The 26,084-nt window shown below is 66.0% G+C and carries 18 protein-coding genes and 3 pseudogenes; 12 read left to right on the forward strand and 9 right to left on the reverse strand.

What is annotated here, in order from left to right; all coding sequences use genetic code 11:
- Positions 1-41 precede the first annotated feature (41 nt).
- Together DKT77_RS16750 and istB (DKT77_RS16755) are read right to left on the reverse strand one after the other, a co-directional pair.
- A pseudogene (locus DKT77_RS16750) lies at positions 42-1,093 on the reverse strand (ISL3 family transposase); the annotation flags it as partial.
- Positions 1,094-1,279: 186 nt separating this feature from the next.
- A complete protein-coding gene (gene istB, locus DKT77_RS16755) occupies positions 1,280-2,008 on the reverse strand; it encodes an IS21-like element helper ATPase IstB (protein ID WP_109812830.1) in 729 nt (242 codons plus the stop codon).
- A gap of 175 nt (positions 2,009-2,183) precedes the next feature.
- Here istB (DKT77_RS16755) and DKT77_RS21550 point away from each other — a divergent pair, with 175 nt between their 5' ends.
- From DKT77_RS21550 to serS, 4 genes and pseudogenes are all read left to right on the forward strand, one after another.
- Complete coding sequence (locus DKT77_RS21550; RefSeq protein ID WP_146205027.1) at positions 2,184-2,384, forward strand: hypothetical protein; 201 nt, start codon at positions 2,184-2,186, stop codon at positions 2,382-2,384.
- 293 nt (positions 2,385-2,677) lie between these two features.
- Positions 2,678-3,504 (forward strand): annotated as a pseudogene (locus DKT77_RS16765) (Mu transposase domain-containing protein); the annotation flags it as partial.
- Positions 3,494-4,346 (forward strand): annotated as a pseudogene (gene istB, locus DKT77_RS16770) (IS21-like element helper ATPase IstB). The pseudogenes DKT77_RS16765 and istB (DKT77_RS16770), both read left to right, overlap by 11 nt.
- Before the next feature lie 887 nt (positions 4,347-5,233).
- Positions 5,234-6,526: a serine--tRNA ligase gene (gene serS / locus DKT77_RS16775; protein WP_109812832.1), complete on the forward strand. Its 1,293-nt coding sequence runs from the start codon at positions 5,234-5,236 to the stop codon at positions 6,524-6,526.
- Between the two features lie 64 nt (positions 6,527-6,590).
- On the opposite strand, the gene der is transcribed toward serS, so the two are convergent.
- From der to DKT77_RS16790, 3 genes are read right to left on the reverse strand one after another with little or no spacing between them, the layout of a single operon-like run.
- Entirely contained in the window at positions 6,591-8,033 is a 1,443-nt protein-coding gene (gene der / locus DKT77_RS16780) for a ribosome biogenesis GTPase Der (RefSeq protein ID WP_109812833.1), read from the reverse strand.
- Between the two features lie 48 nt (positions 8,034-8,081).
- Positions 8,082-9,476 carry a PQQ-like beta-propeller repeat protein gene (locus DKT77_RS16785; protein WP_238547971.1) on the reverse strand — a complete coding sequence of 465 codons (1,395 nt, stop codon included), beginning with the start codon at positions 9,474-9,476 and terminating at the stop codon, positions 8,082-8,084.
- A 1-nt stretch (position 9,477) separates the two neighbouring features.
- The gene (locus DKT77_RS16790) at positions 9,478-10,128 is read right to left on the reverse strand and encodes a hypothetical protein (protein WP_109812853.1); all 651 of its coding nucleotides are present in this window, start codon (positions 10,126-10,128) and stop codon (positions 9,478-9,480) included.
- 217 nt (positions 10,129-10,345) lie between these two features.
- Here DKT77_RS16790 and DKT77_RS16795 point away from each other — a divergent pair, with 217 nt between their 5' ends.
- Both DKT77_RS16795 and DKT77_RS16800 read left to right on the forward strand, forming a co-directional pair.
- On the forward strand, positions 10,346-11,482 hold the full coding sequence (locus DKT77_RS16795) for an efflux RND transporter periplasmic adaptor subunit (protein ID WP_109812835.1): 1,137 nt from the start codon (positions 10,346-10,348) through the stop codon (positions 11,480-11,482).
- Positions 11,479-15,084, forward strand: coding sequence for an efflux RND transporter permease subunit (locus tag DKT77_RS16800; RefSeq protein WP_109812836.1), 3,606 nt, complete (start codon positions 11,479-11,481; stop codon positions 15,082-15,084). Before DKT77_RS16795 ends, DKT77_RS16800 begins: the two co-directional genes overlap by 4 nt.
- Before the next feature lie 62 nt (positions 15,085-15,146).
- Here the strand turns inward: DKT77_RS16800 and DKT77_RS16805 are convergent, their stop codons facing one another.
- From DKT77_RS16805 to rarD, 3 genes are all read right to left on the reverse strand, one after another.
- Positions 15,147-16,985 carry an ABCB family ABC transporter ATP-binding protein/permease gene (locus DKT77_RS16805; RefSeq protein WP_109812837.1) on the reverse strand — a complete coding sequence of 613 codons (1,839 nt, stop codon included), beginning with the start codon at positions 16,983-16,985 and terminating at the stop codon, positions 15,147-15,149.
- 87 nt (positions 16,986-17,072) lie between these two features.
- Complete coding sequence (locus tag DKT77_RS21140; protein ID WP_238547972.1) at positions 17,073-18,533, reverse strand: LysM peptidoglycan-binding domain-containing protein; 1,461 nt, start codon at positions 18,531-18,533, stop codon at positions 17,073-17,075.
- 61 nt (positions 18,534-18,594) lie between these two features.
- Complete coding sequence (gene rarD, locus DKT77_RS16815; RefSeq protein WP_109812838.1) at positions 18,595-19,521, reverse strand: EamA family transporter RarD; 927 nt, start codon at positions 19,519-19,521, stop codon at positions 18,595-18,597.
- A 139-nt stretch (positions 19,522-19,660) separates the two neighbouring features.
- Between rarD and DKT77_RS16820 the strand changes: the two genes are divergently transcribed.
- Entirely contained in the window at positions 19,661-20,869 is a 1,209-nt protein-coding gene (locus DKT77_RS16820) for a cytochrome P450 (RefSeq protein ID WP_109812839.1), read from the forward strand.
- 25 nt (positions 20,870-20,894) lie between these two features.
- On the opposite strand, the gene DKT77_RS16825 is transcribed toward DKT77_RS16820, so the two are convergent.
- Entirely contained in the window at positions 20,895-21,371 is a 477-nt protein-coding gene (locus DKT77_RS16825) for an Lrp/AsnC family transcriptional regulator (protein WP_109812840.1), read from the reverse strand.
- A 145-nt stretch (positions 21,372-21,516) separates the two neighbouring features.
- Between DKT77_RS16825 and cysG the strand changes: the two genes are divergently transcribed.
- Genes cysG through DKT77_RS16850 form a run of 5 tightly spaced genes read left to right on the forward strand, consistent with a single transcriptional unit; the run spans position 21,517 to position 26,063 of the window.
- Positions 21,517-22,917 (forward strand): siroheme synthase CysG, encoded by a 1,401-nt coding sequence (gene cysG / locus DKT77_RS16830; RefSeq protein WP_109812841.1) that lies wholly within the window; start codon positions 21,517-21,519, stop codon positions 22,915-22,917.
- Positions 22,914-23,219, forward strand: a complete 306-nt coding sequence (locus DKT77_RS16835; RefSeq protein ID WP_109812842.1) for a DUF2849 domain-containing protein — start codon at positions 22,914-22,916, stop codon at positions 23,217-23,219. The genes cysG and DKT77_RS16835 overlap by 4 nt, the downstream gene beginning before the upstream one ends.
- Before the next feature lie 12 nt (positions 23,220-23,231).
- Positions 23,232-24,911 carry a nitrite/sulfite reductase gene (locus tag DKT77_RS16840; RefSeq protein WP_109812843.1) on the forward strand — a complete coding sequence of 560 codons (1,680 nt, stop codon included), beginning with the start codon at positions 23,232-23,234 and terminating at the stop codon, positions 24,909-24,911.
- Positions 24,901-25,656, forward strand: a complete 756-nt coding sequence (locus DKT77_RS16845) for a phosphoadenylyl-sulfate reductase (RefSeq protein ID WP_238547973.1) — start codon at positions 24,901-24,903, stop codon at positions 25,654-25,656. Before DKT77_RS16840 ends, DKT77_RS16845 begins: the two co-directional genes overlap by 11 nt.
- A complete protein-coding gene (locus DKT77_RS16850) occupies positions 25,653-26,063 on the forward strand; it encodes a DUF934 domain-containing protein (protein ID WP_109812845.1) in 411 nt (136 codons plus the stop codon). Before DKT77_RS16845 ends, DKT77_RS16850 begins: the two co-directional genes overlap by 4 nt.
- The last annotated feature ends 21 nt before the right edge of the window (positions 26,064-26,084 follow it).

Consider the following 26,084-nt stretch of genomic DNA (forward strand, 5'->3'; position numbering starts at 1 on the left):
GCGCGCGGCCTCCTCCTACACCACGTCCGGGGGCACTGCTAGAGTTCTGCGCTGTTGCGGCATCCGCCGCTCCACTCACGTTCCAGTCGAGGCAACCAAGCGGTCAAGCTGCTCTCGCGGATGCGAAAAACATCTTCTCGCTCACCGCGGATGATCTGGCGGACCAAGCCGCGGCTCAGCCCGGTCAGGCGCACAATCCGTTTGATGGGAACACCCTCATCTGCCATTCGGCGGACCATGTGGTTGGTCTGCTGGCGTCTTTGAAAACCCTCAAATTGCAGCCTTTCCGCTCCCGTCAAAAGCCTCGGATCGAGGGTCTCTACCCCGATAGCCTTGCGAATGGCTGGCATGTTCCGGCCAGGAAGGCGGTACTTGCATTCTCTAACAGATGCCAACGATCTGCGACTTGAACCGCGTCCGGCAGGGCACGCGCGGTGGCACCGCCGTAGCCACCGTTGCGATCACGGGCAACAACCTCGATCCCGGGACGCGCGCGGAGCCACGCTTCCACAGTGGCGGGATCCCGGTCGGGCAGCAGATCGATGACCTTCCGCCGTTCGAGATCGCAGATCAGCGTGCCGTAGCGCTGTCCCTTCCGCCATGCCCAGTCGTCGATACCCACCACGCGGGGGTCCGCGACAACCCCCTCGGTCTTCGCCCGAACGCTGCGCAGGAACGTGTCTTTGCTCACCGGCAGCAAAAGCCGTCCGGCCAGCGCCTGCGCGGGGCGCCCACCGAGAGCAATGCCGATGTGACGCACCAGTTCATGCAAGCGTGACGTCCGGCGCGCATGTGGCCGTGTGACATCAGGCGGGAACCGTTCTGAAAAAATCTTCGTTGGGCAACCTACAGCGCGGCAACGAAATCGACGAACCAGCAGAACCAGTTCAACTTCTCGGCCATGGGCAGGGAGATCGGCTGGCCGACGCCAATACTTGCTGTGGACATGACGAGAGACCGTGCCGCAGCGGGGACATGCTGCCGAGGCATCCAGGGAACGGGCGTGGACCCGAATCCTGTTGCCATCAAGCTCAACCCGGTCGGCCTTCAACCCTGCCGGTAGAAAATCTCGTCGCGAAAACCATGAACCCATCGGCAACCTCCATCAAGTTCGCCGAGATATAGCGTTCTGGCAACTCAACTGCACCAAATGCGCGACAGAGCCCAATCCTGACCCTCTATCGGCGCCCAAAATTGCCCCCCTGGAGCTAAGCTGGCCCGGCGCTGCGTAGTCTCCATGTAGCGCAGCGGCGACGGGCCGGCGGGGGTGCCGTTTGCGCTATGCGCGGTTCTTGAAGCGCCAGCTTTCGTTGCCGGTTTCGACGATCTCGCAGTGGTGCGTCAGGCGATCGAGCAGCGCGGTGGTCATCTTTGCGTCGCCGAAGACGGTGGGCCATTCGCCAAAGGCGAGATTGGTCGTGACGATGATCGATGTCCGTTCGTAGAGCTTGCTGATCAGGTGGAACAGGAGCTGACCGCCAGTCTGGGCGAAGGGGAGATAGCCGAGTTCGTCCAGGATCAGGAAGTCGAGACGGGAGATCAGGTCCGCGGTCCGGCCCTGGCGTTCGGCGCGGGCTTCGGCGTCGAGCTTGTTGACGAGGTCGACGACATTGAAGAACCGGCCGCGACGGCCATTGCGGATGCAGGCGCGCGCTATGCCCACCGCCAGATGGGTCTTGCCGGTTCCGGTGCCGCCGATCAGCACGAGATTGCGTTGATGGTCGAGGAAGTCTCCGGCGGCCAGGTCCCGGATCAGGGTCTCGTTGACCTCGGCCGCCTCGAAGTCGAACTCGTCGATCTCCTTGGCCAGCGGCAGCTTGGCGATGGTCAGCTGGTATTTGATCGAGCGCGCCTGCTTCTCACTGATCTCGGCTGTCAGGAGGTCGCCAATGATCTGTTGCGGCTCGTGCTGGCGCTTGACCGCAGTGGCGATGATCTCGTCGTAGGCCGTCCTCATGCCGTAGAGCTTCAACTGGCCCATGGCGTCGAGCACCTGTGATCGTTCCATCCGTTGTTCTCCTGAGACTGTCGTAGCGGTCGCAATTGGCGGCACCGCGCATCCTCGTGGCGTGTTGGATGTCACTGAGAACTGACCCGGCAGCAGTCGAAATTGTCACTGAGAATTGACCCATGTGGAACCTTTCCCCTGACGGAATTCGTCGGGGGTTATCGGAGTGATCGACATGGGATTTTTAAGCGTCATTCGACGTTGGGCGCTGCGAGACAAGATGCCCATCCTGGCCGATCAGGTGCCGGACTGGTTGGACCGGATGCTCGCACGCAAGCCGGTGAAGGTTGTCGCCGTGGCCTTGGCCGCCCGCATGGCCCGCACCGTCTGGGCACTCATCGCCCGAGAGGACAGCTACCGGACCATGCCCAGCTGAGACCGAGATCGCCGCCGGACGCGTCCAGCGGCCCCGAGACGGTGAGGCGCAGCGTGAGGTGATGGCATAGGCGGAGGACAGGAAGGACGGGACGCCCAGTTCGGACCGGAGCGGCTTGGACCGCGTGCCATTGATCGGGACCCGTCCACTCCAGCGGACTTCATCAGGGCGCGCGGCAGCTTATGCCGCAGAACAGACGCCGTATACATGGCCGCGACCGACCGAGTGCCGAAAAGCCAAACAAAGCTCTTGCCAAGGGGCCATCCATACATGGTCCGAGGACAATGGCGAGTGGCCAGGTCGAGAAGAACGTCTGCGATGCGCGCCACCGGCTCTGGCAGGTGATGCCAGCCTTTCCAGACTTGATGCCTTGAATGTGTGGCTTGAGGAGCGGTGCAAGGCGCTTTGGGGTGAGACCGCGCATGGCAGCCTGCCCGGCAGCCTCGCCGACGTCTGGGCGGCCGAGAAGCTCGCGCTGATGCCGTTACCCACGGCCTTCGATGGCTATGTCGAGCAAAGCAAGAGGGTGTCACCCACCTGCCTGATCACCTTCGATCGTAATCGCTACTCTGTGCCTGCCAGCTTCGCGAACCGCCCTGTCAGCCTGCACATCTACCCCGAACGGCTGGTGCCGTGCTGAAAGCACGCCTTTGGCGTGACGGCCGAAGGGCACGTGGCCTGCGAGCATCAGCGCATCATTGAACGGTCGCACCGTCAGCCAGGGCGCGTCATTTATGACTGGCGCCATTATCTCGCCGTGGTCCAGCGCAAGCCGGGCGCGCTGCGCAACGGCGCCCCGTTTGTCGAAATGCCGACGGCATTCCGCCAGTTGGAGGATCAGATGCTGCGCAAGCCCGGTGGCGATCGGGAGATGGTCGAGATCCTGTCCCTCGTCCTGCATCACGATGAACAGGCCGTGCTGTGCGCCGTGGAAATGGCACTGGAGGCGGGCGTGCCGACCAAGACCCATGTGCTGAACCTGCTCCACAGGCTGGTGGATGGCAAATCGGCCGACCAGCCCGATGTGACGCCGCCTTCCGGTCTCGCCCTGACGAAGGAACCTGAGGCCAATGTCGCACGCTATGACGGGCTGCGGGGAGGCACACGCCATGCGTCATGACCCCGCCGGAGCCGCCATTGTCATCATGCTGCGCAGCCTGAAGATGCCGGGCATGGCGCAGGCCGTGCATGACCTCACGGAGCAGGGAGCGCCTGCATTTGACGCGGCAATCCCGATGCTGTCGCAGCTGCTCAAGGCTGAAATGGCCGAACGCGAGGTGCGCTCGATCGCCTATCACATGAAGGCCGCGCGCTTCCCGGCCTACAAGGACCTGTCCGGCTTCGACTTCGCCGCCAGCGAGGTCAACGAAGCCCTCGTGCGCCAGCTGCATCGGTGCGAGTTCATGGATGCGGCCGAGAATGTCGTGCTGATCGGCGGACCCGGTACCGGGAAAAGCCATGTCGCGGTCGTGCTGAAAGCACGCCTTTGGCGTGACCATCGGCGTCCAGGCCATCGAGCACCACCGCAAACGCGTGCGCTTCTTCTCGACCGTCGAGCTGGTCAATGCGCTGGAGCAGGAAAAGGCCCAAGGCAAGGCCAGCAAGATCGCCGAGGCGCTGGTGAAGACCGAATTGTTCGGCATGGATCTCGAACCGATGGCGACCCATGCCTCACTCCTCGACGAACTGGGATACCTGCCGTTCAGCGCCTCGGGCGATGCGCTGCTGTTCCATATTCTCAGCAAACTCTACGAACGTACCAGCGTCGCTATTACCACCAACCTGAGCTTCAGCGAGTGGGCCAGCGTCTTCGGCGATGCCAAGATGACCACCGCGTTGCTCGATCGCCTCACCCACCGCTGCCACATCCTCGAGACCGGCAACGACAGCTATCGGTTCAAGGCCAGCTCCGAGACGGCGAAGAAGAAACGGAAGGAGATACCGGCATTGACCCCATCATGAACCAGCAAGCATAACAACCAGGCGGGTCAGATCTCGGTGGCAATGCCGGCTCAGTTCTCAGCGACATCCAACATTCTGCCTGAACACGGTCGAGTGCCACACCGGGTCATCGACACCGAGGCCCACGAACCAACTCAACTACAGGCTGTTGTCCATTTGCTTCGTGAACTGCCGCTCGGACCGGATCGGGTAGAGAAACTGAGCAAGGCTGGTCCGGATCAGCCGTTTCGGGAAGATGGAGGAGCGCCCCTCCCCCGCTCAGAGCCCGCCGAACGAGGCATCGAAGGCCACCAGCACGTTCGCCATGGGTATCGAACCAAGGCGGATCGTTGGCTCACTTGACGACGGCCCGGAGTTTGCGCAACGGATGCCGGCCGGGAGGCTCCTCCAGTTCGAGGTGGCCGAACGACGAGCCCGCCTCCTTGTCCGATCTGCGCACCGCCCCCCTGTGACCACAGTCCTCACCGTAGCACGAGGCCCGCAATGAGCGTCGAGGCTGGAATTTTTCAGCAGCTGCAAAGGCATGAACCTCACCTGCGTGCCGACCCTTCGCGCACCGGCCATCGAAACGACCGCCGTGCGAGGAGGACCGGTCGCTTGCTATTCCCGCTGCCCGACCCGATACGAAACGCGCGACCCCGCGTTCAGGCACCGGCGAAGCAACGCGCGGCGAACACACGGGAACAGCCCCGCGGGAACCCATGACGGGGCCCAAGTCAAAGCCCCCCCGGCTGACCAGCCCGACCTGCAATCATGGCCGCACCCGCCCACGGCCCGCGCCATCGGCGCACCAAACATGCGCCCTGTGCCGCGTATCGCGCGTGTTTGGGGCCTTTTCCCCTGCTCCGGGATCGGCCATAACGCGTGCGAGCACGAAAGGGACCACCATGCACGACATTCGCCAGATCCGCGAAAACCCCGCCGCCTTCGATGCCGCCATGTCCCGGCGCGGGCTGACAGGGATGGCCGATCAAGTGCTGGGCCTCGACAACATCCGCCGCAGCAAGATCGCCACCTCCGAAGCTGTCCTGGCGGAACGCAATGCCGCCTCCAAGCAGGTCGGTGCGGCCAAGGCTGCCGGGAACGAAGAAGAATTTCAGAGGCTCCGGGACCTCGTCGCCGCCAAGAAGATCGAGATGTCCGGGCTGGAAGCCGAAGCCAAACAGGCCGACGAGGACCTGCGAAGCCTCCTGATGACGCTGCCAAACATCATGGCAAGCGACGTACCCGACGGCCCGGATGAAACCGCCAATGTCGAGCTGCGCCGCGATGGCACTCCCCGGACGTTCGAATTCGACCCGAAGGAGCACTACGAGATCAAGGGCGTACAACCCGGAATGGATTTCGAGACAGCCGCGAAACTTTCAGGCGCGCGCTTCGTGGTACTGTCCGGTGCTATCGCCCGCATACATCGCGCGCTGGCGCAGTTCATGCTCGATACCCATGTCGACGTGAATGGCCTGACCGAGACATGGACACCCGTCCTGGTGCTGGAAGAAATGCTTTATGGCACCGGCCAGTTGCCGAAATTCGGCGAGGACAGCTACCAGACCCGCGAAGGGTGGTGGCTTGTGCCCACGGCCGAGGTCACGCTGACGAATATCGTCAACGGGCTAATCGTTGAGGAAAGCTACCTACCCCGCCGCTACGTGGCGCACACCCAGTGCTTCCGGTCCGAGGCCGGCAGCGCGGGCCGAGACACCGCCGGGATGCTGCGTCAGCACCAGTTCGAGAAGGTCGAGATGGTGTCCGTCGTCAAGCCGGACCAGTCGGTCGCCGAACATGAGCGTATGACCGGGCTGGCCGAAGACATCCTGCGCCGACTGGGCCTTCCGTTCCGCACGGTCGTCCTGTGCTCTGGCGACACCGGGTTCGGTGCCGTGCGGACCCATGACATCGAGGTCTGGCTACCGGGGCAGAACACCTACCGGGAGATCAGTTCCGTGTCGAACTGCGGGGCCTTCCAGGCCCGGCGCATGAACGCCCGGTTCCGCCCTGAAGGCGGCGGGAAGCCGGAATTCGTCCATACGCTGAACGGGTCAGGGCTTGCCGTGGGCCGCACTCTGATCGCGGTGCTGGAAAACGGGCAGCAGCAGGACGGATCGGTCGATCTGCCCGAAGTGCTGCACCGCTATCTTGGCGGGCATACCCGCCTTGGCGCGGACGGCCTGCTGGCCTGATCTCTTCCCTGCCCGTCCGCCAAACGGTCGAGCATGTGAAGATCGACTTCCAATGCCGTGAAATTCAATCAGGTTTTCTGCCAGAGAGGTGCTTGCGCAGCTTTGATGGACCGACCTTCTTGCGGTCCTTGTACGGGTTCTTGTCCGCCTGGCTGCGAAAGGTCAGCCGGATCGGCGTGCCCGGCATATCAAAATCAGCCCGCAAGCCATTGACAAGATACCGTTTGTAGCTGTCCGAAAGCTTGTCGGGCGCCGAGCACATGACCACAAACCCGGGCGGGCGGGTTTTTACCTGTGTCATGTAGCGCAGCTTGATCCGGCGGCCGCCGGGGGCCGGCGGCGGGTGCGCCTCCACCATGCTCGAAAGCCACTGGTTCAGCCGCGCGGTCGCCACCCGCCGGTTCCACACGTCATGGGCCTTCAGGACCGCCGCCTGAAGCCGATCCAGCCCCCGCCCGGTCTTGGCCGACACAGTGACCAACGGCGCGCCCGACAGTTGCGGCAGCAGGCGGTCGAACGCCTCCTTCAGGGCGGCAAGACGGGCCTGCCGATCCTCTTCCAGATCCCACTTGTTGACCGCGACGACGACAGCGCGGCCTTCGCGCTCCGCTAGATCGGCGATGCGCAGGTCCTGCTGTTCGAACGGGATCGCGGCGTCCAGCAAGACGACAACCACTTCGGCAAAACGCACGGCGCGCAGTCCGTCCGACACGGACAGCTTTTCCAGCTTGTCCTGTACCTTGGCCTTCTTGCGCATCCCCGCAGTATCGAACAGGCGCACCGGGCGACCGTCCCAGTCCATCGTGACGGAGATACTGTCGCGGGTGATGCCCGCCTCTGGGCCGGTCAGCAGACGGTCTTCGCCGAGAAACTTGTTGATCAGGGTGGACTTGCCGGCATTGGGCCGCCCGACGATCGCGATCTGGAGTGGCTTGTCAGGTGCGTCCTCGGCGATCTCGCCGTCTTCCACGGCAATATCCGTGGCCGGGGCGTCGCGGCGCGCGCGCTCTTCGAACTCTTCGGATATCGGGCGCAGCACCGACATCAGGTCGCTCATACCCTCGCCATGCTCGGCAGAGATGCGCAGCGGTTCTCCAAGGCCAAGGCCATAGGCTTCAAGCACGCCGCCCTCCCCGGCCGCGCCCTCTGCCTTGTTGGCGGCAAGGATAACGCGCGGTGCGCGACGGCGCAGGATATCCGCGAACACCTCGTCCGTTGGCGTGATGCCGACGCGGGCGTCGATCACGAACAGGCATACATCGGCCATGTCCACCGCGCGCTCGGTAAGGCGCCGCATCCGTCCCTGCAGGCTGTCGTCGGTGACATCCTCCAGCCCGGCGGTGTCGATCACGGTAAAGCGCAGATCGGCCAGCTTCGCCTCTCCCTCGCGCAGGTCGCGCGTGACACCGGGCTGGTCATCGACCAGCGCCAGGCGGCGCCCCACGAGGCGGTTGAACAGGGTTGACTTGCCCACGTTGGGGCGGCCGACGATGGCGAGGGTGAACATGCGGGTCCTCTGAACGTTCCAGACAGCAGCCCTTACACGAAGCTTGCGCTATCTGAAAGCGTGCAGCGTACCGTTTTCCGTCACGATGAACAGCGTGCGCCCGGCGACCACGGGCGCGGCAACGGCTGGCGAACCGAGGTCGGTCGCGCGCAGCAGCGCGCCGCTTGCGGGGTCGAATTCCCGCAGCATACCGTCGGATGAGGCCACGATCAGTCGCCCGCCCGCCAGCAACGGCCCATAATGGGCATAGACGCCCCGCCGCGCACGCACCTTCTCAGTGATGTAGAATGGCAGGGTGCCGGACCAGATCGTACTGCCGTCCCGCGCAGACAGGCGCATCAACTCGCGCTGATCCGACACCAGAAACACCGAACCGCCCGCCACGGTGACCGCACTGGTCGCGCCCTCGCCCGCTGTCCAGTTCCGCTCTCCGGTGCCCATGTCCACGGCGGCGAGCCTCCCGGTCGGGGTGCCTATATAGGCAGTGTTGCCGGAAATGACAGGATCGCCGGTAATATCGGTGACCTGCGCATAGGCGCGCCCGACCCGCTCGCCGGTGACCGTCGTGGACCACAACCGAACGCCGCCCAGTCGAAGGGCTGCGATCACGTCGCCCGAACCGAACGGAAACAGAACCGTGCGACCGGAAACCGCGGGCGACGCCCCGTCCGACGTAAAAGACCCGCTTTCCCCTGCCGACAAGCGCCACAGCACTCGCCCGGTTTCGCGATCGAGCGCAAGCGCTTCGCTGCCTCGGGTCGTCAGGTAGACGATATCACCCGACACCGTGGGTGCAGAGTTGGGCACGGCATCCAGTGCCTGCGTCCAGACCATCGCGCCAGAGGTCGCATCGAGCACGTGCAAGCGGCCATAGCCCGTCGTGACGTAAAGCCGGTTTCCCTCCACGGCCAGTCCGCCACCCGCCGCCTCGCCCGGACGTTCGCCCGGCGGTGTCAGGTCGCGCGACCACAACGCCGCGCCGTTTACCGACGTGGCCTGAACGGTGCTGAACGCACCGAGCGTGAAAACCCGCCCCGACGCGACCACCGGGTCCGCTGTCGGGCGCACCCGCCGTGTCGCCGCCTGACCGATCTGCGTGCTCCAGACCCGCGTCAGCGTGCTACCAAGCGCGGGATGCACGATCTCGTGCGTGGCGGAGCCGCCCACATGGGTCCATTCCGCATTGGCGCGCGCAGCAGGCAGTGACAGGCGCGGCGCCTCGCCGGTAACGACATAGGGCCGGGCCGGAATGCGCGTCGGCGGCTGCGGCAGCGGTTCGGTGGGCAGCGGCGCCTCGGGATCGAACGCCTCGACCGCTTCGGCAGTGGCGCGCGGGTCGAACCGCTCGCCGGGCAGGATTTCCTCGGGCGGGGCACATGCCGACAGCAAAAGGGCGGCCCCCAGCGTCAGCCCCGGCAGAACGCGCAGGCGGAGTGGGATCACGTCACGCGCCTTCCAGATCGCCGCCAAGCACGATGAACAGCTGCTGTGCGCGCTGGCGCTGGCCCGGCGAGGCTTCGGCATCCGTCATGATCGGGCGCAGCAGATCCAGCGCCTTGCCGGTTTCGCCATTGTCCATGTGCAGAAGCGCCAGCTGTTCCGTCGCCATAAGCCGAAACGGCGCGCCGGGCGCTGTCAGCGGCTCCAGCCGGGCGATTTTGGCGTCGCTGAACATCGGATAGTCGGGCAACATCACCAGCTTTAGCGTGGCAAGCGCGCGGTAGATCTCGGGCAGGCTTTCGTCCGCGCTCAGCGCGTCCAGCATCTCGCCCGCCTCGCCGACATCATTCGCAGCAAGTTCTGCCGCCGTCAGCATGTCGACCAGGGCCGCGGCGACACCATCGGCCTCGATATCGGCAAGCGCCGCTGCCCGGCTAACGCCCGCTCCGCTTTCCAGCGCGGCGAAGATCTGATCGCCAAGCGACTGTGCCGCCGCGCGATCACGCGCCTTCTGCCATTCGACGAAGGCCGCGCCGCCCACGACGGCGACCAGAACAAGCGCCACGATCCAGCCATAGCGCCGTGCCAGCCCAAGCATCCGGTCGCGCCGAACCTCTTCGGTGACTTCATCAATGAAACTGTCGGTCTGGCTCACGCGATCACTCCCGGCTGCGGTGGCGCGTTCATAGCGCGCCCGGCGTCCGGTTGCCAAGGGTGCCCGGACGATTTCGCGCGCCCCGAAGCGCGCCGAGCGACTTGAACCCGGCCCGGAAAAATGATTGAACTGAACCAATCGGTTTAGCGTATACCGCACATCCATAGAGCGGCCGCGGCCGCGGCGGACGCCCCCGGCAAGCAAACAGGTTCGAACCATGCGATTTCTTTCCATTATCACGGCGCTTGTTGTGTCGCTCGTGCTCTACGCCGTGGTGTTCGAACGTGACCGGCTGTTCGACTTCGCCGGCCGCGACGGCAGGCCCGCGGCGACGGATGCGCAGGAAGCCGCCGATACGAGCCTCCCAGCGCGTGACGACGCGCCCGGAAGCGCGCCCGCGACGGCCCGCCGCGTCGCGGTCGTCGTGATGAACAGCACCGCGACACGGGTGGACAGCGCAATCTCGCTGCGCGGCCAGACCGAGGCCGTGCGCCATGTGGACGTGCAGGCGGAAACCTCGGGCCGGGTGATTTCGGAACCGCTGCGCAAGGGTGCTTTCGTGTCGGCGGGAGATACGCTGTGCCGGATCGATCCGGGGATCCGGCGCGCGCAACTGGCCGAGGCCGAGGCGCGGCTGGCCGAAGCGCAAATCAGCGACACCGCCGCCTCGCGTCTCGCAGAGGGCGGCTTCGCATCGGAAACGCGGGCGGTGTCGGCCAAGGCCACGCTGCAAAGCGCGCGGGCCGCCGTGGAAGCGGCGCAGACCGAACTGGGGCGGCTGGTCATCGCGGCGCCCTTCGACGGCGTGCTGGACAGCGACACCGCCGAACTGGGCAGCCTCATGCAGCCGGGCACCCATTGCGCCACGATCCTGCAACTCGATCCCATGAAGATCGTCGCCTATGTGCCTGAAACCGTTGTGGACGACGTGCAGATCGGTGCTGCGGCGCAGGCGCGGTTGTCCTCGGGGCGCGACGTGCAGGGACAGGTTACCTTCCTGTCCCGCTCGGCCGATCCGGCCACGCGCACCTTCCAGGTGGAAATCACCACGCCGAATAAAGACCTGGCGCTGCGGGATGGGCAGTCCGCCGATATCGCCATCGCCGCCGACGGCGTTGCGGCGCACAGGGTTCCGGCCTCGGCGCTGACCCTCGACGACAGCGGCACGATGGGCCTGCGCACCGTGGACGCCGACGACACCGTGCGCTTCTACCCGGTCAAGCTGCTGCGCGACACACTGGACGGGGTGATCGTGACGGGACTACCGGACACCGTTCGCATTATAATCACCGGCCAAGAATACGTGACCGAAGGCGTGCCAGTCGACGTCACCGAAGCGGAGCAAGGATCATGACCGGCATGATCGACTGGGCGGCGGCGCGCGCGCGGATGATCCTCGCGTTCATCGCGCTGTCGCTGCTGGTGGGCGGATACGCCTATACCCAGCTTCCCAAGGAGGGTGAGCCGGACATCGAGATCCCGGCGATCTTCGTGTCGGTCCCCTTCCCCGGCATCTCTGCGATCGACGCCGAAAGCCTTCTGGTCAAGCCGATGGAAACGGAACTGGCGGATCTCGACGGGCTGAAGACCATGACCGCCACGGCGGCCGAGGGCTATGCCGGGATCGGACTGGAATTCGAATTCGGCTGGGACAAGACCAAGATCCTTGCCGATATCCGCGCCGCCATGAACAAGGCGGAGTCGAATTTTCCGGACGGCGCCGAGCAATATTCCATCAACGAGATCAACTTCTCGGAATTTCCCATAATCATCGTCAGCCTGACCGGCGAGGTGCCCGAACGCACATTGCTTCGGCTTGCCAAGTCTTTGCAGGACAGGCTCGAGGGGCTCGAGGCCGTGCTGGAGGCGCCACTGGCCGGGCATCGCGACGAGATGCTGGAAGTCATCATCGATCCGGTGCGGCTGGAAAGCTACAACCTGACCGCGTCGGACCTGATCAGCGCGGTGGTCAACAACAACCAGTTGATCGCCGCGGGCGAGCTTGAGCTGGGCCAGGGCGCTTTCGGGGTCAAGATCCCGGCCTCGTTCGACGACAGCCGTGACGTGTTCAACCTGCCGGTCAAGACCAATGGCGACCGTGTGGTGACGCTGTCCGATGTCGCCGACATCCGCCTGACCTTCGAGGACGCGGTTGGCACCGCGCGGTTCAACGGGCAGCAGACCGTCGCGCTGCAGGTGGTCAAGCGCAAGGGATACAACCTGATCGACACCGCCGCGCTGGTGCGCACCGAGGTGGAGGCCGAACGCGCGCTATGGCCGCAGGCCTTGCAGGACGCGGTGAATGTCACCGCCAGCAACGACCAGTCCACAATCGTCGACAGCATGGTCCGGCAACTTGAAGGGTCGGTCCTGACCGCCATCGCGCTGGTCATGATCGTGGTGCTTGCCTCGCTCGGGGCGCGGCCCGCGCTGCTGGTGGGGTTTGCCATTCCCACCTCGTTCCTGCTGTGCTTCGCCTTCCTCGCGGTGATGGGAGTGACGATCTCGAACATCGTGATGTTCGGGCTGATCCTTGCCGTCGGGATGCTGGTGGACGGGGCCATCGTGGTGGTGGAATACGCCGACCGGCGCATTTCGGAAGGGTCCGGCCCGATGCGCGCCTATGTGGAGGCCGCCAAACGGATGTTCTGGCCCATCGTCAGTTCCACCGCCACGACGCTGTGCGCCTTCCTGCCGATGCTGTTCTGGCCGGGCGTGCCGGGCGAATTCATGGGGATGCTGCCGGTCACACTGATCTTTGTTCTGTCCGCATCGCTGGTTGTGGCGCTGATCTACCTGCCGGTGATGGGCGGCGTGTCGGGTCGGCTGGCGCGCAGTTTCGAAGTCTCGGCGCGGCTTCTGGCCGGGCGGCCCTTCTTGCTGCGCGCTGCGCTGGTGCCGGTGACGCTCTACCTGCTGTTCGTCGCGGCGATGCAGGTGATCAACCCGGCCTACCTGCTGGGCGATGCGGCACCGGGCGGCTTTGTCGGGGCGCTGCCGGGGCTTGTGCTGTTTTGCCTTGCCGCCTCGGCCGCATCCATCGCCATGAGCGCAGTGCGGCCCGCCCGCCGCGAGCGGCGGATCGAGGCCGGGTATCGCCGCACGCCGTTCGGGCTGTTTATCCGCGCGATCGCCGGAAACCCGGTCATGCCGATTGTGACCATCGGCGCCGTCGTCTTCTTCGTCGTGTCGGTCTTCACCTATTTCGGCAGCAACAACAATGGTGTCGAATTCTTCGTCGAAAGCGAACCGGAACAGGCCATCGTCTATGTTCGCGCGCGCGGCAACCTGTCGGTGTCCGACAAGGACGCGCTGGTGCGGAAGGTCGAGGATGTCGTTATCGCCACCGAGGGTGTGTCTGCCACCTTCGCCTTTGCCGGCGCTGGCGGGCTGAATTCCAACACCGGCGGCGGTGAAGGGCCGGTCGACACCATCGGGCAGGTCCAGTTCGAGATGATCCCCTGGGCAGATCGCCCGCGCGTTCCCGTTGACGGCGGGATCTGGAAACGCCTCTTCCTGCGCGAGGAAGTGGACCCTTACTACGACGGCAACGCGGTGATCGACCGGATGCAGGCGCGGCTGGACGAGATCCCCGGCATCCGGACCGAGATCACGGACCTCGCGCAGGGTCCGGCGCAGGGCAAGCCGCTACACCTACGGTTGACCGGGCAGGACCTTGACACGCTGGCGGACGCCGCCGAAACCGTGCGCGCCCGCTTCGAGGCGACCGATGGGTTGTTCGCGATCGAGGATTCGCTGCCGTTGCCCGGCATCGACTGGCAGATCGACGTTGATGTCGAAGAAGCCGGCCGCTTCGGTGCGGACGTGACCACTGTCGGCGCGATGGTGCAACTGGTGACCCGCGGCGTGCTGCTGGACACGATGCGCGTGGACAGTTCGGACGAAGAGATCGACATTCGCGTGCGCCTGCCTGCCGAGGACCGGCTACTGTCCACGCTCGAGACGCTGCGCGTGCGCACGGCCGAGGGGCTGATCCCGCTGGCGAATTTCATCACGATCACCCCTGTGCGCAAGCTGGCCGAGATCAATAGAATCGACCAGAAACGCTATTACGACGTGAAGGCGGACGTGACCGCCGGGTTGACCAACGACGCGGGCGCGCCGATCAACGCGAATGAACGCATCGCGCTGCTGACAGACTGGCTGGAGGCCGATGCGCCGCTACCTGCGGGCGTGGGCTGGGAATGGACCGGCGACCAGGAGGAGCAGGCCGAGAGCCAAGCCTTCCTCGGCAATGCCTTCCTCGGTGCGCTTGGGCTGATGTTCATCATCCTGCTGGCCCAGTTCAACAGCTTCTACAATGCGGTGCTGGTGTTGCTGGCGGTGGTGCTGTCCACCACCGGCGTGCTGATCGGAATGATGGTGATGGGACAGCCCTTCTCCATCATCATGACCGGCACCGGGATCGTCGCGCTGGCCGGGATCGTTGTGAACAACAACATCGTGCTAATCGACACGTATCAGGAATACAGCCGCTACATGCCGCGGATCGAGGCGATCGTGCGCACCGCCGAAACCCGCATCCGGCCGGTGCTGCTGACGACGCTCACCACGATGGCGGGCCTGACGCCGATGATGTTCGGGCTCAGCCTCGATTTCATCGACGGCGGCGCGACGCTGAACAGTCCGACTGCGCTGTGGTGGATCCAGCTTGCCACGGCGGTCGTGTTCGGGCTTGGCGTGGCGACGATGCTGACGCTGGTTTTCACACCGGCGATGCTGGCGCTGCGGGTCTGGGCCGGCAGTTACGTGCTGGCGCTGGGCCGGGTGATGGCGCGCTGGACAGGCGGGCGGTCGAGCCGCGCAGCGCAGGATTGGGTGCTTCGACGTCGCGCGCGCAAGCTGGGCGCGCCGGAAATTTTGTGGGACACAGACCTGCCCGATGCCGGGCTCCCGCCGCACACCTCCGATGCGCCGCTGCGCGCGGCAGAATAGGCCCGCAACGCGCCGCCCACCTGTCCGACAAAACGCCCGCCCCTAACGGCGCAGGCCAGCCGTCAGGCGGCCTCGCGCGCCTGACGGGTCCAAAGGCGAGCATATTGTCCGTCGCGGGCCAGCAGCGCGTCATGGCTGCCCCGCTCGATGACTCGGCCGTCCTCCATCACGAGGATCGTGTCCGCGTCGACCACGGTGGACAGGCGGTGCGCGATGGTGATCACCGTGCGTCCCGCGCTCATCGCGCGAAGGCTGTCCTGAATGTCGCGTTCGGTCTGGGTATCTAGCGCGCTTGTCGCCTCGTCCAGCAGTACGATGGGCGGGTTCTTCAGCAGCGTCCGGGCAATGCCGACGCGCTGCTTCTCGCCGCCCGACAGTTTCAGACCCCGTTCGCCGACCTGGGTGTCGTATCCATCTGGCAGCGAGGCGATGAAGTCGTGCAGGCGCGCGGCGCGCGCGGCGTCCTCCACGTCGGCGCGGGTGGCGTCCTCGCGGCCATAGGCGATGTTGTAGTAGAGCGTGTCGTTGAACAACACCGTGTCCTGCGGCACGATGCCGATCGCGTCGTGAAGGCTGGCCTGCGTGACGTCGCGCAGGTCCTGCCCGTCGATACTCACCGATCCAGCCGACACGTCGTAGAACCGGAACAGCAGCCGCCCGATGGTGGATTTGCCCGCGCCCGACGCGCCGACCAGCGCGACGGTATGGCCTGGCGGCACCTCGAAACTGATGCCTTTCAGGATCGGGCGCACGGGATCGTATCCGAACTCCACACTCTCGAACCGTACATGCCCGTCGCGCACACGCAGTGGCGGCGCGCCGGGCCGGTCGGACACCTCTGGCGGCTGGTCCAGGAGCGCGAACATTTCGGCCATGTCGATCAGGCTTTGCCGGATCTCGCGATACACCATGCCCAGCATGTTCAGCGGAATCGTGATCTGGATCATGTAGGCGTTTACCATCACGAAATCGCCCACCGTCAGGCTGCCGTTCTGAACCCCCATCGCCGCCATCACCATGACGCCGATCAGGCCGGCCGAAATCAGCAGCGACTGGCCGAAATTCAGAAAGGCAAGAGAATAGGACGTGCGCAGTGCGGCGTCTTCGTAGCCGGCCATCGCGCTGTCATAGCGGCGCGCCTCACGGTCCTCGGCCCCGAAATACTTCACGGTCTCGAAGTTCAGCAGACTGTCGATCGCCTTCTGGTTGGCATCGGTGTCCTGCCGGTTCATCTCGCGCCGGATGCCGACGCGCCACTCGGTGACCTTGAAGGTAAACGCCACGTAAAGAACGACCGTCACCAGCACCACGACGAGATACCAGATGTCGAACAGTGTGGCGAGCACGACTCCGACCATCAGCAGCTCCAGCAGCAGCGGCCCGATGCTGAGCAGGATGAAACGCAAAAGGAACGACACCGCCTTCACACCGCGTTCCATGATCCGGCTCAATCCGCCGGTCTTGCGCGTGATGTGATAGCGTAGCGACATGCGGTGGATGTGGGTGAAGGTCTCGATCGCGACGGCGCGCAGCGCGCGCTGGCCGACGCGGGCGAAGATCACGTCGCGCAACTGCTGGAACCCGACATTGAGAACCCGCGCCATGCCATAGGCCACCGTCAGCCCGACCGCGCCCATCGCCAGCATGAACGCCGCGTCGCCCCCGGCCTCGCCCGCCAGCGCATCGACGGCGGCCTTGTAGAAGAACGGCGTGCCCACCGCGACCAGCTTGGCCGCGACAAGTGCCGCCAGCGCGGCCACGACGCGCACGCGCACCCACGGGGCATCTTTCGGCCAGAGGTATGGGCCGACGCGTGTGATGATGCTCAGCGCGCCCGCTTCCTCGCCATTGGGCGGCCTGAGCCTGTCCTCGGGCGCGGTTGCATCTGTGTTGGGTCTCATCGGGGTGCCTGTGTACGGGCGCCATTTCTGTGTGGCGCGGTCCGGTCAACTATCATGGATTTGACCTAGCGCCCGACGGGGCACTTGTCACGGGCGCGGCGACTCGGGAAGTTCGAACACCTGACCGGGATAGATCAGGTCCGGATCGCGGATCGCGTCACGGTTTGCGTCGTAGACCTGCACGTAACGGGTCCCGTCACCGTACCGGTCCCGCGCGATGGCCCAAAGAGTGGCCCCCGGCTGGACAGTGACCATCCGCGCGGGCGCGTCGGTCAGGGCGTTTGCGACCACGCTCGGCGGTTCGCGGCGGAACGGCACGGCGACGCTTCCCGACACCGCTCCGGCGGCATCGCGCCGGGTAAGGTTGAGCGCATAGTCGCCCGGCGCGACGCCATCGAGGGTGAGCGTAAAGGCGCCGCCCGCGTCAGGATTGACCTGGGCCTGCACCCGGCCGTCCAGCAGCGCGGTGACCGTGCCGCCCGGCGCCGCGCGCCCGCGGAGCACGACCCCACCGTTCGGGCCGTAATCGAGACTGTCCAGCCTGACCTGTGCTCCGCCTGACAGCGGCGGCGTGTCGAGTAACCGGACCCCCCCGGTGTCGTTCAGCAGCGCGCGCCCTGGCGCCGTCGGAGTTGCCGCCAGTCCCTCCGGCGCGGCGCCCCCCGCGGGTGCAGCCAAATCGGTAGCGGCTGGCTCAGCGGGCGGTGCGAGCCGGTCATTGCCACCGGACTGCCGTTGATCTGCGGATGTGGCGGCGACGCCGGTCCCTGCCGGGGTACTATCGGCCTCCGGTGCAGCGTCCTGCGCTGAACGTCGCGCTGGCAACGAGGGCGCCGCCCCCGATCCGGCGACCGCGCTGCCGGGCTGGGCAGAATAGCGCAGGTCGTTCGGCACCCGGGCGGGCGGCGCAGCGCGCGGGGCCAGCAACGCCACCGCCGACGGCGCGCCGTCCGGTCCCACTGGCCCGGGGACGGCAAACCCGCCGACCGGGCCTTCCGGTGCCGGCGGCGCCACCCCGTCGGGCGCAAGGATCACGGTATCGACGGAGGCCAGAACCTCGCCGTCCCGCTCGCTCGCAAGCAACCACATCACGCGCGCATCCGAACTGCTTTCCAGCGCGACGAATACCACGAACTGCCCCTGTGCGTCGCTGGTGGTGCGCGCGCGGGTTACGCCGTCGATCACAAGCGACACCTCCGCGCGCGGGCGGGCCTTGCCGGCGACAAGCGTCGTGCCGTCGGCTTCCCTGCGCACAAGATCGAAGGCAGGCTCCCCAAGATTGGCGGCCGCCGCGCTTTCGGAATCGCCCGGCTGCGGACCTGTCGCGCCGGTGCCTGCGCCGTCCTGTGCCGTGTCCGGTCTATCGGTGGTGCCTCGCGGCAGGCTTGCCTGCATGGCGGCACTGGGCGCAGTTGGGTCCGCAGCCGGATCGAGCCGTAGGCCCGGAAGCACCCACGCACCAACACCGACGGAAGCGGCCACGCCAACCGCGATCAACCACCAGGGGCGCGCGGCAAAACCGGAAGGCGATGGCGGGTCGGCGGACACGGGGTGCACCCTTTCCTGCTGCGAAGGAATTTCGCCTTTATAGCAAGGGGGTTACGTATGGTCAAAGCCCTTTGAGGCGCTCAGACCGGCGGGCCCTGCGTGCAAAGCGCACACTGTCCAGCGAATAGATCGCAAGGCCCGTCCAGATCAGCGGGAAGGCGATGGCATGCCACTGGGTGACAGTTTCCCCGAAGATGACGGCCGCGCAGAACACCTGCAGGGTCGGATTGAGGTATTGTATCAACCCGATGGTTGGCAGAATAACCCGCTGGGTTGCATAGGAAAACAGGATCAGCGGCAGGCCGGTCAGCGGCCCGGACAGTACCAGCAGCAGGCTTGCCGAAAGGTCATGCGAGAACACACCGCCGGGCCTGCCGGTCATATCCGTCCAGCCTGCCATGTGGACGCCGGACAGCCAGATCACCGCCACCGGGGCCAGCACCAGCACTTCCGCCCCGACTGTCGCCATCGGGTCGGCCTTCAGGCGGCGCTTGAAAACGCCATAAAGTCCGAAGGTCACCGCGATCAGCAGCGACAGGCGCGGCACCACGCCCAGACCCGCCGTCAGTAGCCCGACCGCCACCGCCGCCACAGCAACGGCCGCCCATTGCAGGGGGCGCAGCCGATCCTTGTAGAACGCGAAGCCGAACAGCACCGCGACGAGAGGAAAGATGTAGTAACCAAGCGATGCCTCCAGCCCGAAGCCGGACTGCACCGAGAAGATGAACAGCCCCCAGTTGGCAGCGATCGCGACGGCAGCGCATGTCGTCAACAGCAGCCGAGAGCGACCGCCAAGGCAGGTGCCGACCCAGCCGCGCTGGCCGCGCAGGTGCAGGATCAGCGCGAAACACGCCAGCGACCACAAGGTGCGGTGGGATAGCACCTCGAGCGGGGGAACACCGGACAGCAGCTTGTAGTAAAGAGGTGACAGCCCCCAGATCGTGCAGGCTCCGATCATGGCGAGGACGCCTTTCATGCCGTCTGACATGCCGGGTCTTCCTTGTTGTTGCTCCGGTGTCAGACCAGAACCGCACCGGAGCCGCAAGGGCGACCGAAGCGGGCGCGTCGGCACGGGACCGGCGTTAAGCCGACTGGCGCCGGGCCACTGTCCCGGCTATGCCGAGGACATGCACAGCGTCACGCAATCGCCCGCAGATCCACAGTTCGTCCAGAACCCCTACGCTTTCTACGACCGCGCACGCGTGCTTGGCCCGGTGGTGCACTGGGCCGAATACGGGATGCCTGCCCTGCTGGGCCACGCCGAAGTGACAGCGGCGTTGCGCGACCGGCGGCTTGGCCGGGTGCCGCCCGGCGGGCTGGCGCCGTTTCCGCCGCATCTTGCCGCCTTCGGCCGGGCGGAATCGCTATCGCTTCTCAGCCTCGAAGGGTCCGACCATGCGCGCCTGCGTGCGCTCGTGCTGCGGGCCTTCACCGCGCGCCGTGTAGCCGCGCTCGCTCCCGAAATCGAGGCCCTTTGCCACGCGCTGATAGACGGGTTTCCGGATGCGGGCGCGTTCGACCTGATGGCGCAGTATGCGACTCGGGTGCCGGTGATCGTGATCGCTCGGCTGCTGGGCGTGCCCGAGACCGCCTGCGAGAAGCTGCTCGACTGGTCGCATGCGATGGTGGCGATGTACCGGCCCGGTGTCGGACGCGATACAGAGGAAGCCGCGGACCGGGCTGCGCGCGACTTCACGGCCTGGCTGAACGGGCTGATGGACAGGCCGGGTGCGGAGCGGGAGGAGTCTCTGCTCGGCACGCTGCTTGGCGCCGAAGCCGAAGGCGCGCTCAGCCGCGACGAAAGCCTCGCCTGCGCGATCCTGCTGCTGAACGCGGGCCACGAGGCGACGGTCCATGCGCTCGGCAACGCGGCACGCCTGCTGATGGAACAAGGTGATGCAGCCGTGCTGACTCACCCGGCCCGCGTGGCTGCCACGGTGGAGGAATGCCTGCGCCTCGTGCCGCCGCTACACGTCTTCACGCGCCACGTGCTGCACCCCGTGACCATCGCCGGACACGACTTCGCGCCCGGTCGGGAAGTCGCCTGCCTGCTCGGGGCCGCCAATCGCGACCCGGCGGTGTTCAGGGCGCCCGACAGCTTCGGGCCCGGACGGACGGGACCGACCCTGACCAGCTTCGGCGGCGGTGTGCATTTCTGCCTCGGCGCACCACTGGCGCGACTCGAACTGCAGATCGCCCTGCGCGTGTTGTTCGAACGCTGCCACGACCTGCGGCTCGCCGAAGTGCCCGCACTTGCCGACATCTACCATTTTCACGGCCATGACCGGTTGATGGTGGCGCGCGACTTGCCCGCCACAGCGCGCACTTTGGACTGATCCGGCGCCAAGCCTCAGCCCGACGCTAGCGCCCGGCGCCCGGGATCGGCAGCGCGGTGGTCGACTTGATCCGCTCCATCGACAGGAGCGCGGTAACGTTGAAGATCCGCACCTCGGAAATTAGCGCCTGGTAGAAATCGTCATAGGCGCGCGCATTGGCCACCTGCACCTTCAGGATGTAGTCGATTTCGCCCGCAAGCCGGTGCGCTTCCAGCACCTCGGGCCTGGCCCGAAGCGTTTCGAGGAACCGGCGCTGCCATTCCGCCTCGTGTTCGGATGTGCGGATAAGCACAAAGAAGCACGCTTCCAGCCCGAGCGCATCGGGATCGAGGATCACGGTCGTCGCGCCGATCACCCCGGTCTCGCGCATCCGCCGTATCCGGTTCCAGACCGGCGTCTTGGACGAGCCGACCTTGCCCGCAATTTCGTCCAGGGTCTGGCTGGCATCTGCCTGCAGCTCGGCAAGAATTTTTCGGTCCAGATCGTCAAGTCGGGCAGGCATTCCACACTCCGTCCAGATTCGGGGTCAATCGTCCGATCTACGCAACAACCGGAACAGAATTCCTTATTCCGCGCCGCTGCTAGGCAGATGATGGGACAATATTCTATATCTTCATCAAAGCCCAGCCCCGAGGGAGGCCGACGCCATGCAACATTTTCCGATTTTCGTCGCGCTGGCCGGACGCCGCGTCGTGCTGTCCGGCGGCGGAGGGGCAGCGTTGGCCAAGCTGCGACTGCTGCTCAAGACACAAGCGAACCTGACCGTCTTCGCTGACGATCCCGCGCCCGAAATCGTGGATTGGGCCGCAGCGGGCCGGTTGCGTCTCGTGCGCCGCGCTGCGGAGCCAGGGGATGCGCTGTGCGCTGTCCTTGCCTACGGCGCCAACGAGGACGCCGCCGAGGACGCACGCTTTGCCGCGATCGCCCGTGCCGACGGCGCGCTGGTCAACATCGTGGACAATCTCGGCGACAGCCAGTTCATCACCCCCGCCATCGTGGACCGCGACCCGGTGACAGTGGCGATCGGCACCGAAGGCGCCGCGCCCGTGCTCGCCCGCCGCATCAAGGCGGATCTGGAGGCAGCGCTGCCGGTCGGGTTGGGTGTTCTGGCACGCCTCGGCAAGGGCTTCCGCAAGGCCGCCGACGCGCTGCCGATGGGCCGCAAAAGGCGGGATTTCTGGGCCGACTACTATTTCGGCCGCGGCCCGGCCGCGCTCGAGACGGACGGCGAAGAAGGCGCGCGCGCCGCGCTCGACATGCTGCTGGACCGCCACCTCGGCGCCGCGCCACAGGCAGGCCGGGTGCAGTTCGTCGGCGCCGGTCCGGGCGACCCGGAGCTTCTGACTTTGAAGGCGCGCCGCGCGCTCGACACCGCCGACGTGGTGATCCACGACCGTCTGATCGCGCCCGAGATCCTCGAACTCGCCCGGCGCGAGGCCGACCTGATCGCCGCCGGCAAGGAAGGCTTCGGCCCCTCGGTCCCGCAGGACCGGATCAACGCGCTGATCGTGGAACATGTCCGCGCGGGCGCTCACGTGGTCCGCCTGAAGTCCGGCGATCCGTCTGTCTTCGGCCGCCTCGACGAAGAAATCGCGGCGGTGCAGGATGCGGGCCTCGACTGGTCGATCGTGCCCGGCATAACCGCTGCCTCCGCCGCAGCAGCGGGCACGGGAGGCAGCCTGACGCGGCGCGGCCGGAATTCCGAGTTGCGCTTTCTGACCGGGCACGACATGGACGGCTTCGCCGAACAGGACTGGCAGGCACTGGCCAGCCCCGGCACCGTCGCCGCCATCTACATGGCCAAGCGCGGGGCGCGCTTCGTGCAGGGCCGCCTCATGATGCATGGCGCAGCGCCGGGAACGCCCGTCACCATCGTCGAGAACGCATCGCGCCCGGACGAACGGGTCATCGAAACCCGGCTGGGCGATCTGTCGGCCGATCTCGACGCCGCGGCGCTGGCCGGCCCCGCGATCATGCTTTACGGGCTGGCGCCGAAGGCCGCCACTGCCGCCCTGCCCCGTGTTTCAATCAAGGACATCGCGCTATGAGCCGCCGTTTCACCCCCAAGATCGTCACTGCCAACGACCTGCTGGAAGGTGACGTGATCTACCTGACAGCGGATGATCGCTGGAGCCGTGACCACGCCGAGGCAGAACTGATCGAGGACGAGGCTCATGCCGAAATCCGGCTGATCCACGCCGCGCGTCAAAGCGGCAGTGTGGTGGGGGCGTATCTCGCCGATGCACGCCCCGGCCCGTCCGGCCCCGAACCCGTCCATTTCCGCGAGGCGTTCCGCGCCAAGGGACCCTCGAACTACACGCACGGCAAGCAATCCGAACGGCACGCCTGAGGAGGACCCGGCATGTATACCTATTCCGAATTCGACGAATCCTTCGTGCGCAACCGGGTCGCGCAGTTCCGCGGCCAGGTGGAACGCCGGCTTGACGGATCGCTGACCGAAGACGAATTCAAGCCGCTGCGCCTGATGAACGGCCTTTACCTTCAGTTGCACGCCTACATGCTGCGCGTTGCGATCCCGTACGGGACGCTGAACGGGCGGCAAATGCGGCAGCTCGCCTATCTGGCCGAACGCTGGGACAAGGGCTATGGCCACTTTACCACGCGCCAGAACATCCAGTTCAACTGGCCGAAGCTGGCAGACGTGCCGGACATGCTGGACGCGCTGGCCGACGTCGGGATGCACGCGATCCAGACTTCGGGCAACACGATCCGCAACGTGACGGCTGACCATTTCGCCGGCGCCGCCGCGGACGAGATCGAGGATCCGCGCCCGGTCGCCGAACTGCTGCGCCAGTGGTCCACCGACCACCCGGAATTCCAGTTCCTGCCGCGCAAGTTCAAGATTGCCGTGACCGGCAGCCCGACCGACCGCGCCGTGACCAAGGCGCATGATATCGGCCTGCGGATGGTGCGCGATGCGGGCGGCGCACCGGGGTTCGAGGTTATGGTGGGCGGCGGACTTGGCCGCACGCCCATGATCGGGAAGGTGATCCGCGACTTCCTGCCGAAGGCCGACCTGCTGCCCTATTGCGAGGCGATCCTTGCGACCTACAATCTGCTCGGACGCCGCGACAACAAGTACAAGGCGCGGATCAAGATCACGGTGCACGAAAACGGGCTGGAGGCGTTCCGCGATCTCGTGGAAGCCCGCTTCGCCGAAATCCGGCCCGAATTTAGCGGCGTGGACCAGGATTGGCTGGCCGGGATCGAGACACAGTTCTCCCCACCCCGGCTGAGCGATGCCGACACGTCCGAATACGACGCGCGCCGCGAGAGCGATCCGGTGTTCCGGTCCTGGGCGGACACGAACCTCGCCCCGCACAAGGACCCGTCCCATGCCATCGTAACCGTGTCGCTGAAAAAGCCGGGCAACACGCCGGGCGATGCGACCGCGGCGCAGATGCGGCTGCTGGCCGATCTGGGTGCGACCTACAGCCATGACGAGTTGCGCATCAGCCACGAACAGAACGTCATCCTGCCCCACGTGCACCGGGCCGACCTGCCCGCCGTGTTCGATGCGCTGCGATCGGCCGCACTCGCGACGGCGAATGTTGGGCTTGTATCCGACATCATCGCCTGCCCGGGCATGGACTACTGCGCGCTTGCCACGGCAAGGTCGATCCCCGTGGCGCAGTCCATCGCCACGCGCTTCGAGGATCTGAAGCTGGAGCACGACATCGGCGCGCTGAAGATCAAGATCTCGGGTTGCATCAATGCCTGTGGCCACCACCACGTGGGGCATATCGGTATTCTCGGGCTCGATCGTGCGGGTGTGGAAAACTACCAGATCACGCTTGGCGGCGACGGTACGGAAACCGCGTCGCTTGGCGAACGCACTGGCCCCGGCTTCGCCTATGACGAAATCGTCCCGGCGATCGAACGGCTGATCCACGCCTATCTCGACCTGCGCCAGGGACCCGAGGAAACCTTCCTCGACCTCTACCGGCGGCTTGGCATGGGCCCCTTCAAGGACGCGCTTTACGGTGATGCCGCGCGCGGGAGGCAAGCCGATGCAGCCTGACACCCATCCCGGAACCTCAGCGGAACGCGCCGCGCTTCTGAACCAGCGCTATCGCCATCATTCCGCTACGGCGGTGCTGGACCGTGCTCTGAGCGATGCACAGGTCGGCAAGGTCGGCATGGTATCGAGCTTCGGGGCGGAGTCCGTCGTGCTGCTTCACATGGTGGCCGTGGTAAACCCGAATACGCCGGTGCTTTTCATCGACACGCAGATGCTGTTCGAGGAAACGCTGGCCTATCAGTCCGACGTCGCGCAGGCGCTTGGCCTGACCGATGTGCGCCGCATCAGGGCGCGCGCGTTGGACGTGGCGGTGGAAGATCGCGACGGCACGCTGCACCAGCGCGACACCGACGCGTGCTGCGATCTGCGCAAGACACGACCGCTGGAGCGCGCGCTGAGCGACTTCGATGCGTGGATTACCGGGCGCAAGCGGTATCAGGCGGGCACCCGCGCGGCGCTGGACTTCTTCGATACGGACGGCGAAGACCGGTTGAAGATCAATCCGCTGGCGCATTGGACGCCGCAGGACGTGCAGGACTACATGGTCAACAACCGGCTGCCGCGTCACCCGCTGGTGGCACACGGCTATCCGTCGATCGGCTGCGCGCCCTGCACCAGCAAGGTCAAGCCCGGCGAAGACCCTCGCGCGGGCCGCTGGCGCGGTCAGCAGAAGGAAGAGTGCGGCATTCACATCGTGGACGGCAAGATCGTACGCGGACCGCAGAAGGAAGGGAAAGTGGCATGAGCGTGATCGTACGCGACGCGGGCTTCGGCCCGGACACTTGGGAAGGCACGATCTCGGCCCTTGACGACGTGGTGGCAGGCAACGCGACAGGCCTTGATCTGCCCGCCGACGCCGACCCGGCGATGCTTTCACCGCATCTAGAGCGGATCGCACTGATCCGTGTGAGCTTCGCCAGCTTCGCGGACGGGCGCGGCTTCACGCTGGCGCGGCGCCTGCGGCGGATGGGCTATGCCGGGACGCTGCGGGCGTCGGGCCATGTGCTGGCCGACCAGTTCGCGATGGCCCGCAGGTCCGGATTCGACGAGGTCGAGATCGGCGAAGATCTCGCCGCCCGCCAGCCCGAGGACCAGTGGCGCGCCCGCGCCGACTGGAAAGCGCACGACTATCAGTCGCGGCTCAGGGCCTGATTAGGGACTGGGACGCATCCG

This window comes from Meridianimarinicoccus roseus, assembly GCF_003172915.1.
Lineage (GTDB): Bacteria > Pseudomonadota > Alphaproteobacteria > Rhodobacterales > Rhodobacteraceae > Meridianimarinicoccus > Meridianimarinicoccus roseus.

What these genes read in the sequence shown, in the direction of transcription:
- DKT77_RS16795 (WP_109812835.1), top strand. Translation starts at nt 10,346, where the DNA reads ATGCGATTTCTTTCCATTATCACGGCGCTTGTTGTGTCGCTCGTGCTC.
- DKT77_RS16845 (WP_238547973.1), top strand. Translation starts at nt 24,901, where the DNA reads ATGCAGCCTGACACCCATCCCGGAACCTCAGCGGAACGCGCCGCGCTT.
- cysG (WP_109812841.1), top strand. Translation starts at nt 21,517, where the DNA reads ATGCAACATTTTCCGATTTTCGTCGCGCTGGCCGGACGCCGCGTCGTG.
- DKT77_RS21550 (WP_146205027.1), top strand. Translation starts at nt 2,184, where the DNA reads ATGGGATTTTTAAGCGTCATTCGACGTTGGGCGCTGCGAGACAAGATG.
- DKT77_RS16800 (WP_109812836.1), top strand. Translation starts at nt 11,479, where the DNA reads ATGACCGGCATGATCGACTGGGCGGCGGCGCGCGCGCGGATGATCCTC.
- DKT77_RS16825 (WP_109812840.1), bottom strand. Translation starts at nt 21,371, where the DNA reads ATGCCTGCCCGACTTGACGATCTGGACCGAAAAATTCTTGCCGAGCTG.
- DKT77_RS16840 (WP_109812843.1), top strand. Translation starts at nt 23,232, where the DNA reads ATGTATACCTATTCCGAATTCGACGAATCCTTCGTGCGCAACCGGGTC.
- DKT77_RS16820 (WP_109812839.1), top strand. Translation starts at nt 19,661, where the DNA reads ATGCACAGCGTCACGCAATCGCCCGCAGATCCACAGTTCGTCCAGAAC.
- rarD (WP_109812838.1), bottom strand. Translation starts at nt 19,521, where the DNA reads ATGTCAGACGGCATGAAAGGCGTCCTCGCCATGATCGGAGCCTGCACG.
- DKT77_RS16835 (WP_109812842.1), top strand. Translation starts at nt 22,914, where the DNA reads ATGAGCCGCCGTTTCACCCCCAAGATCGTCACTGCCAACGACCTGCTG.
- DKT77_RS16850 (WP_109812845.1), top strand. Translation starts at nt 25,653, where the DNA reads ATGAGCGTGATCGTACGCGACGCGGGCTTCGGCCCGGACACTTGGGAA.
- der (WP_109812833.1), bottom strand. Translation starts at nt 8,033, where the DNA reads ATGTTCACCCTCGCCATCGTCGGCCGCCCCAACGTGGGCAAGTCAACC.
- DKT77_RS16805 (WP_109812837.1), bottom strand. Translation starts at nt 16,985, where the DNA reads ATGAGACCCAACACAGATGCAACCGCGCCCGAGGACAGGCTCAGGCCG.
- istB (WP_109812830.1), bottom strand. Translation starts at nt 2,008, where the DNA reads ATGGAACGATCACAGGTGCTCGACGCCATGGGCCAGTTGAAGCTCTAC.
- serS (WP_109812832.1), top strand. Translation starts at nt 5,234, where the DNA reads ATGCACGACATTCGCCAGATCCGCGAAAACCCCGCCGCCTTCGATGCC.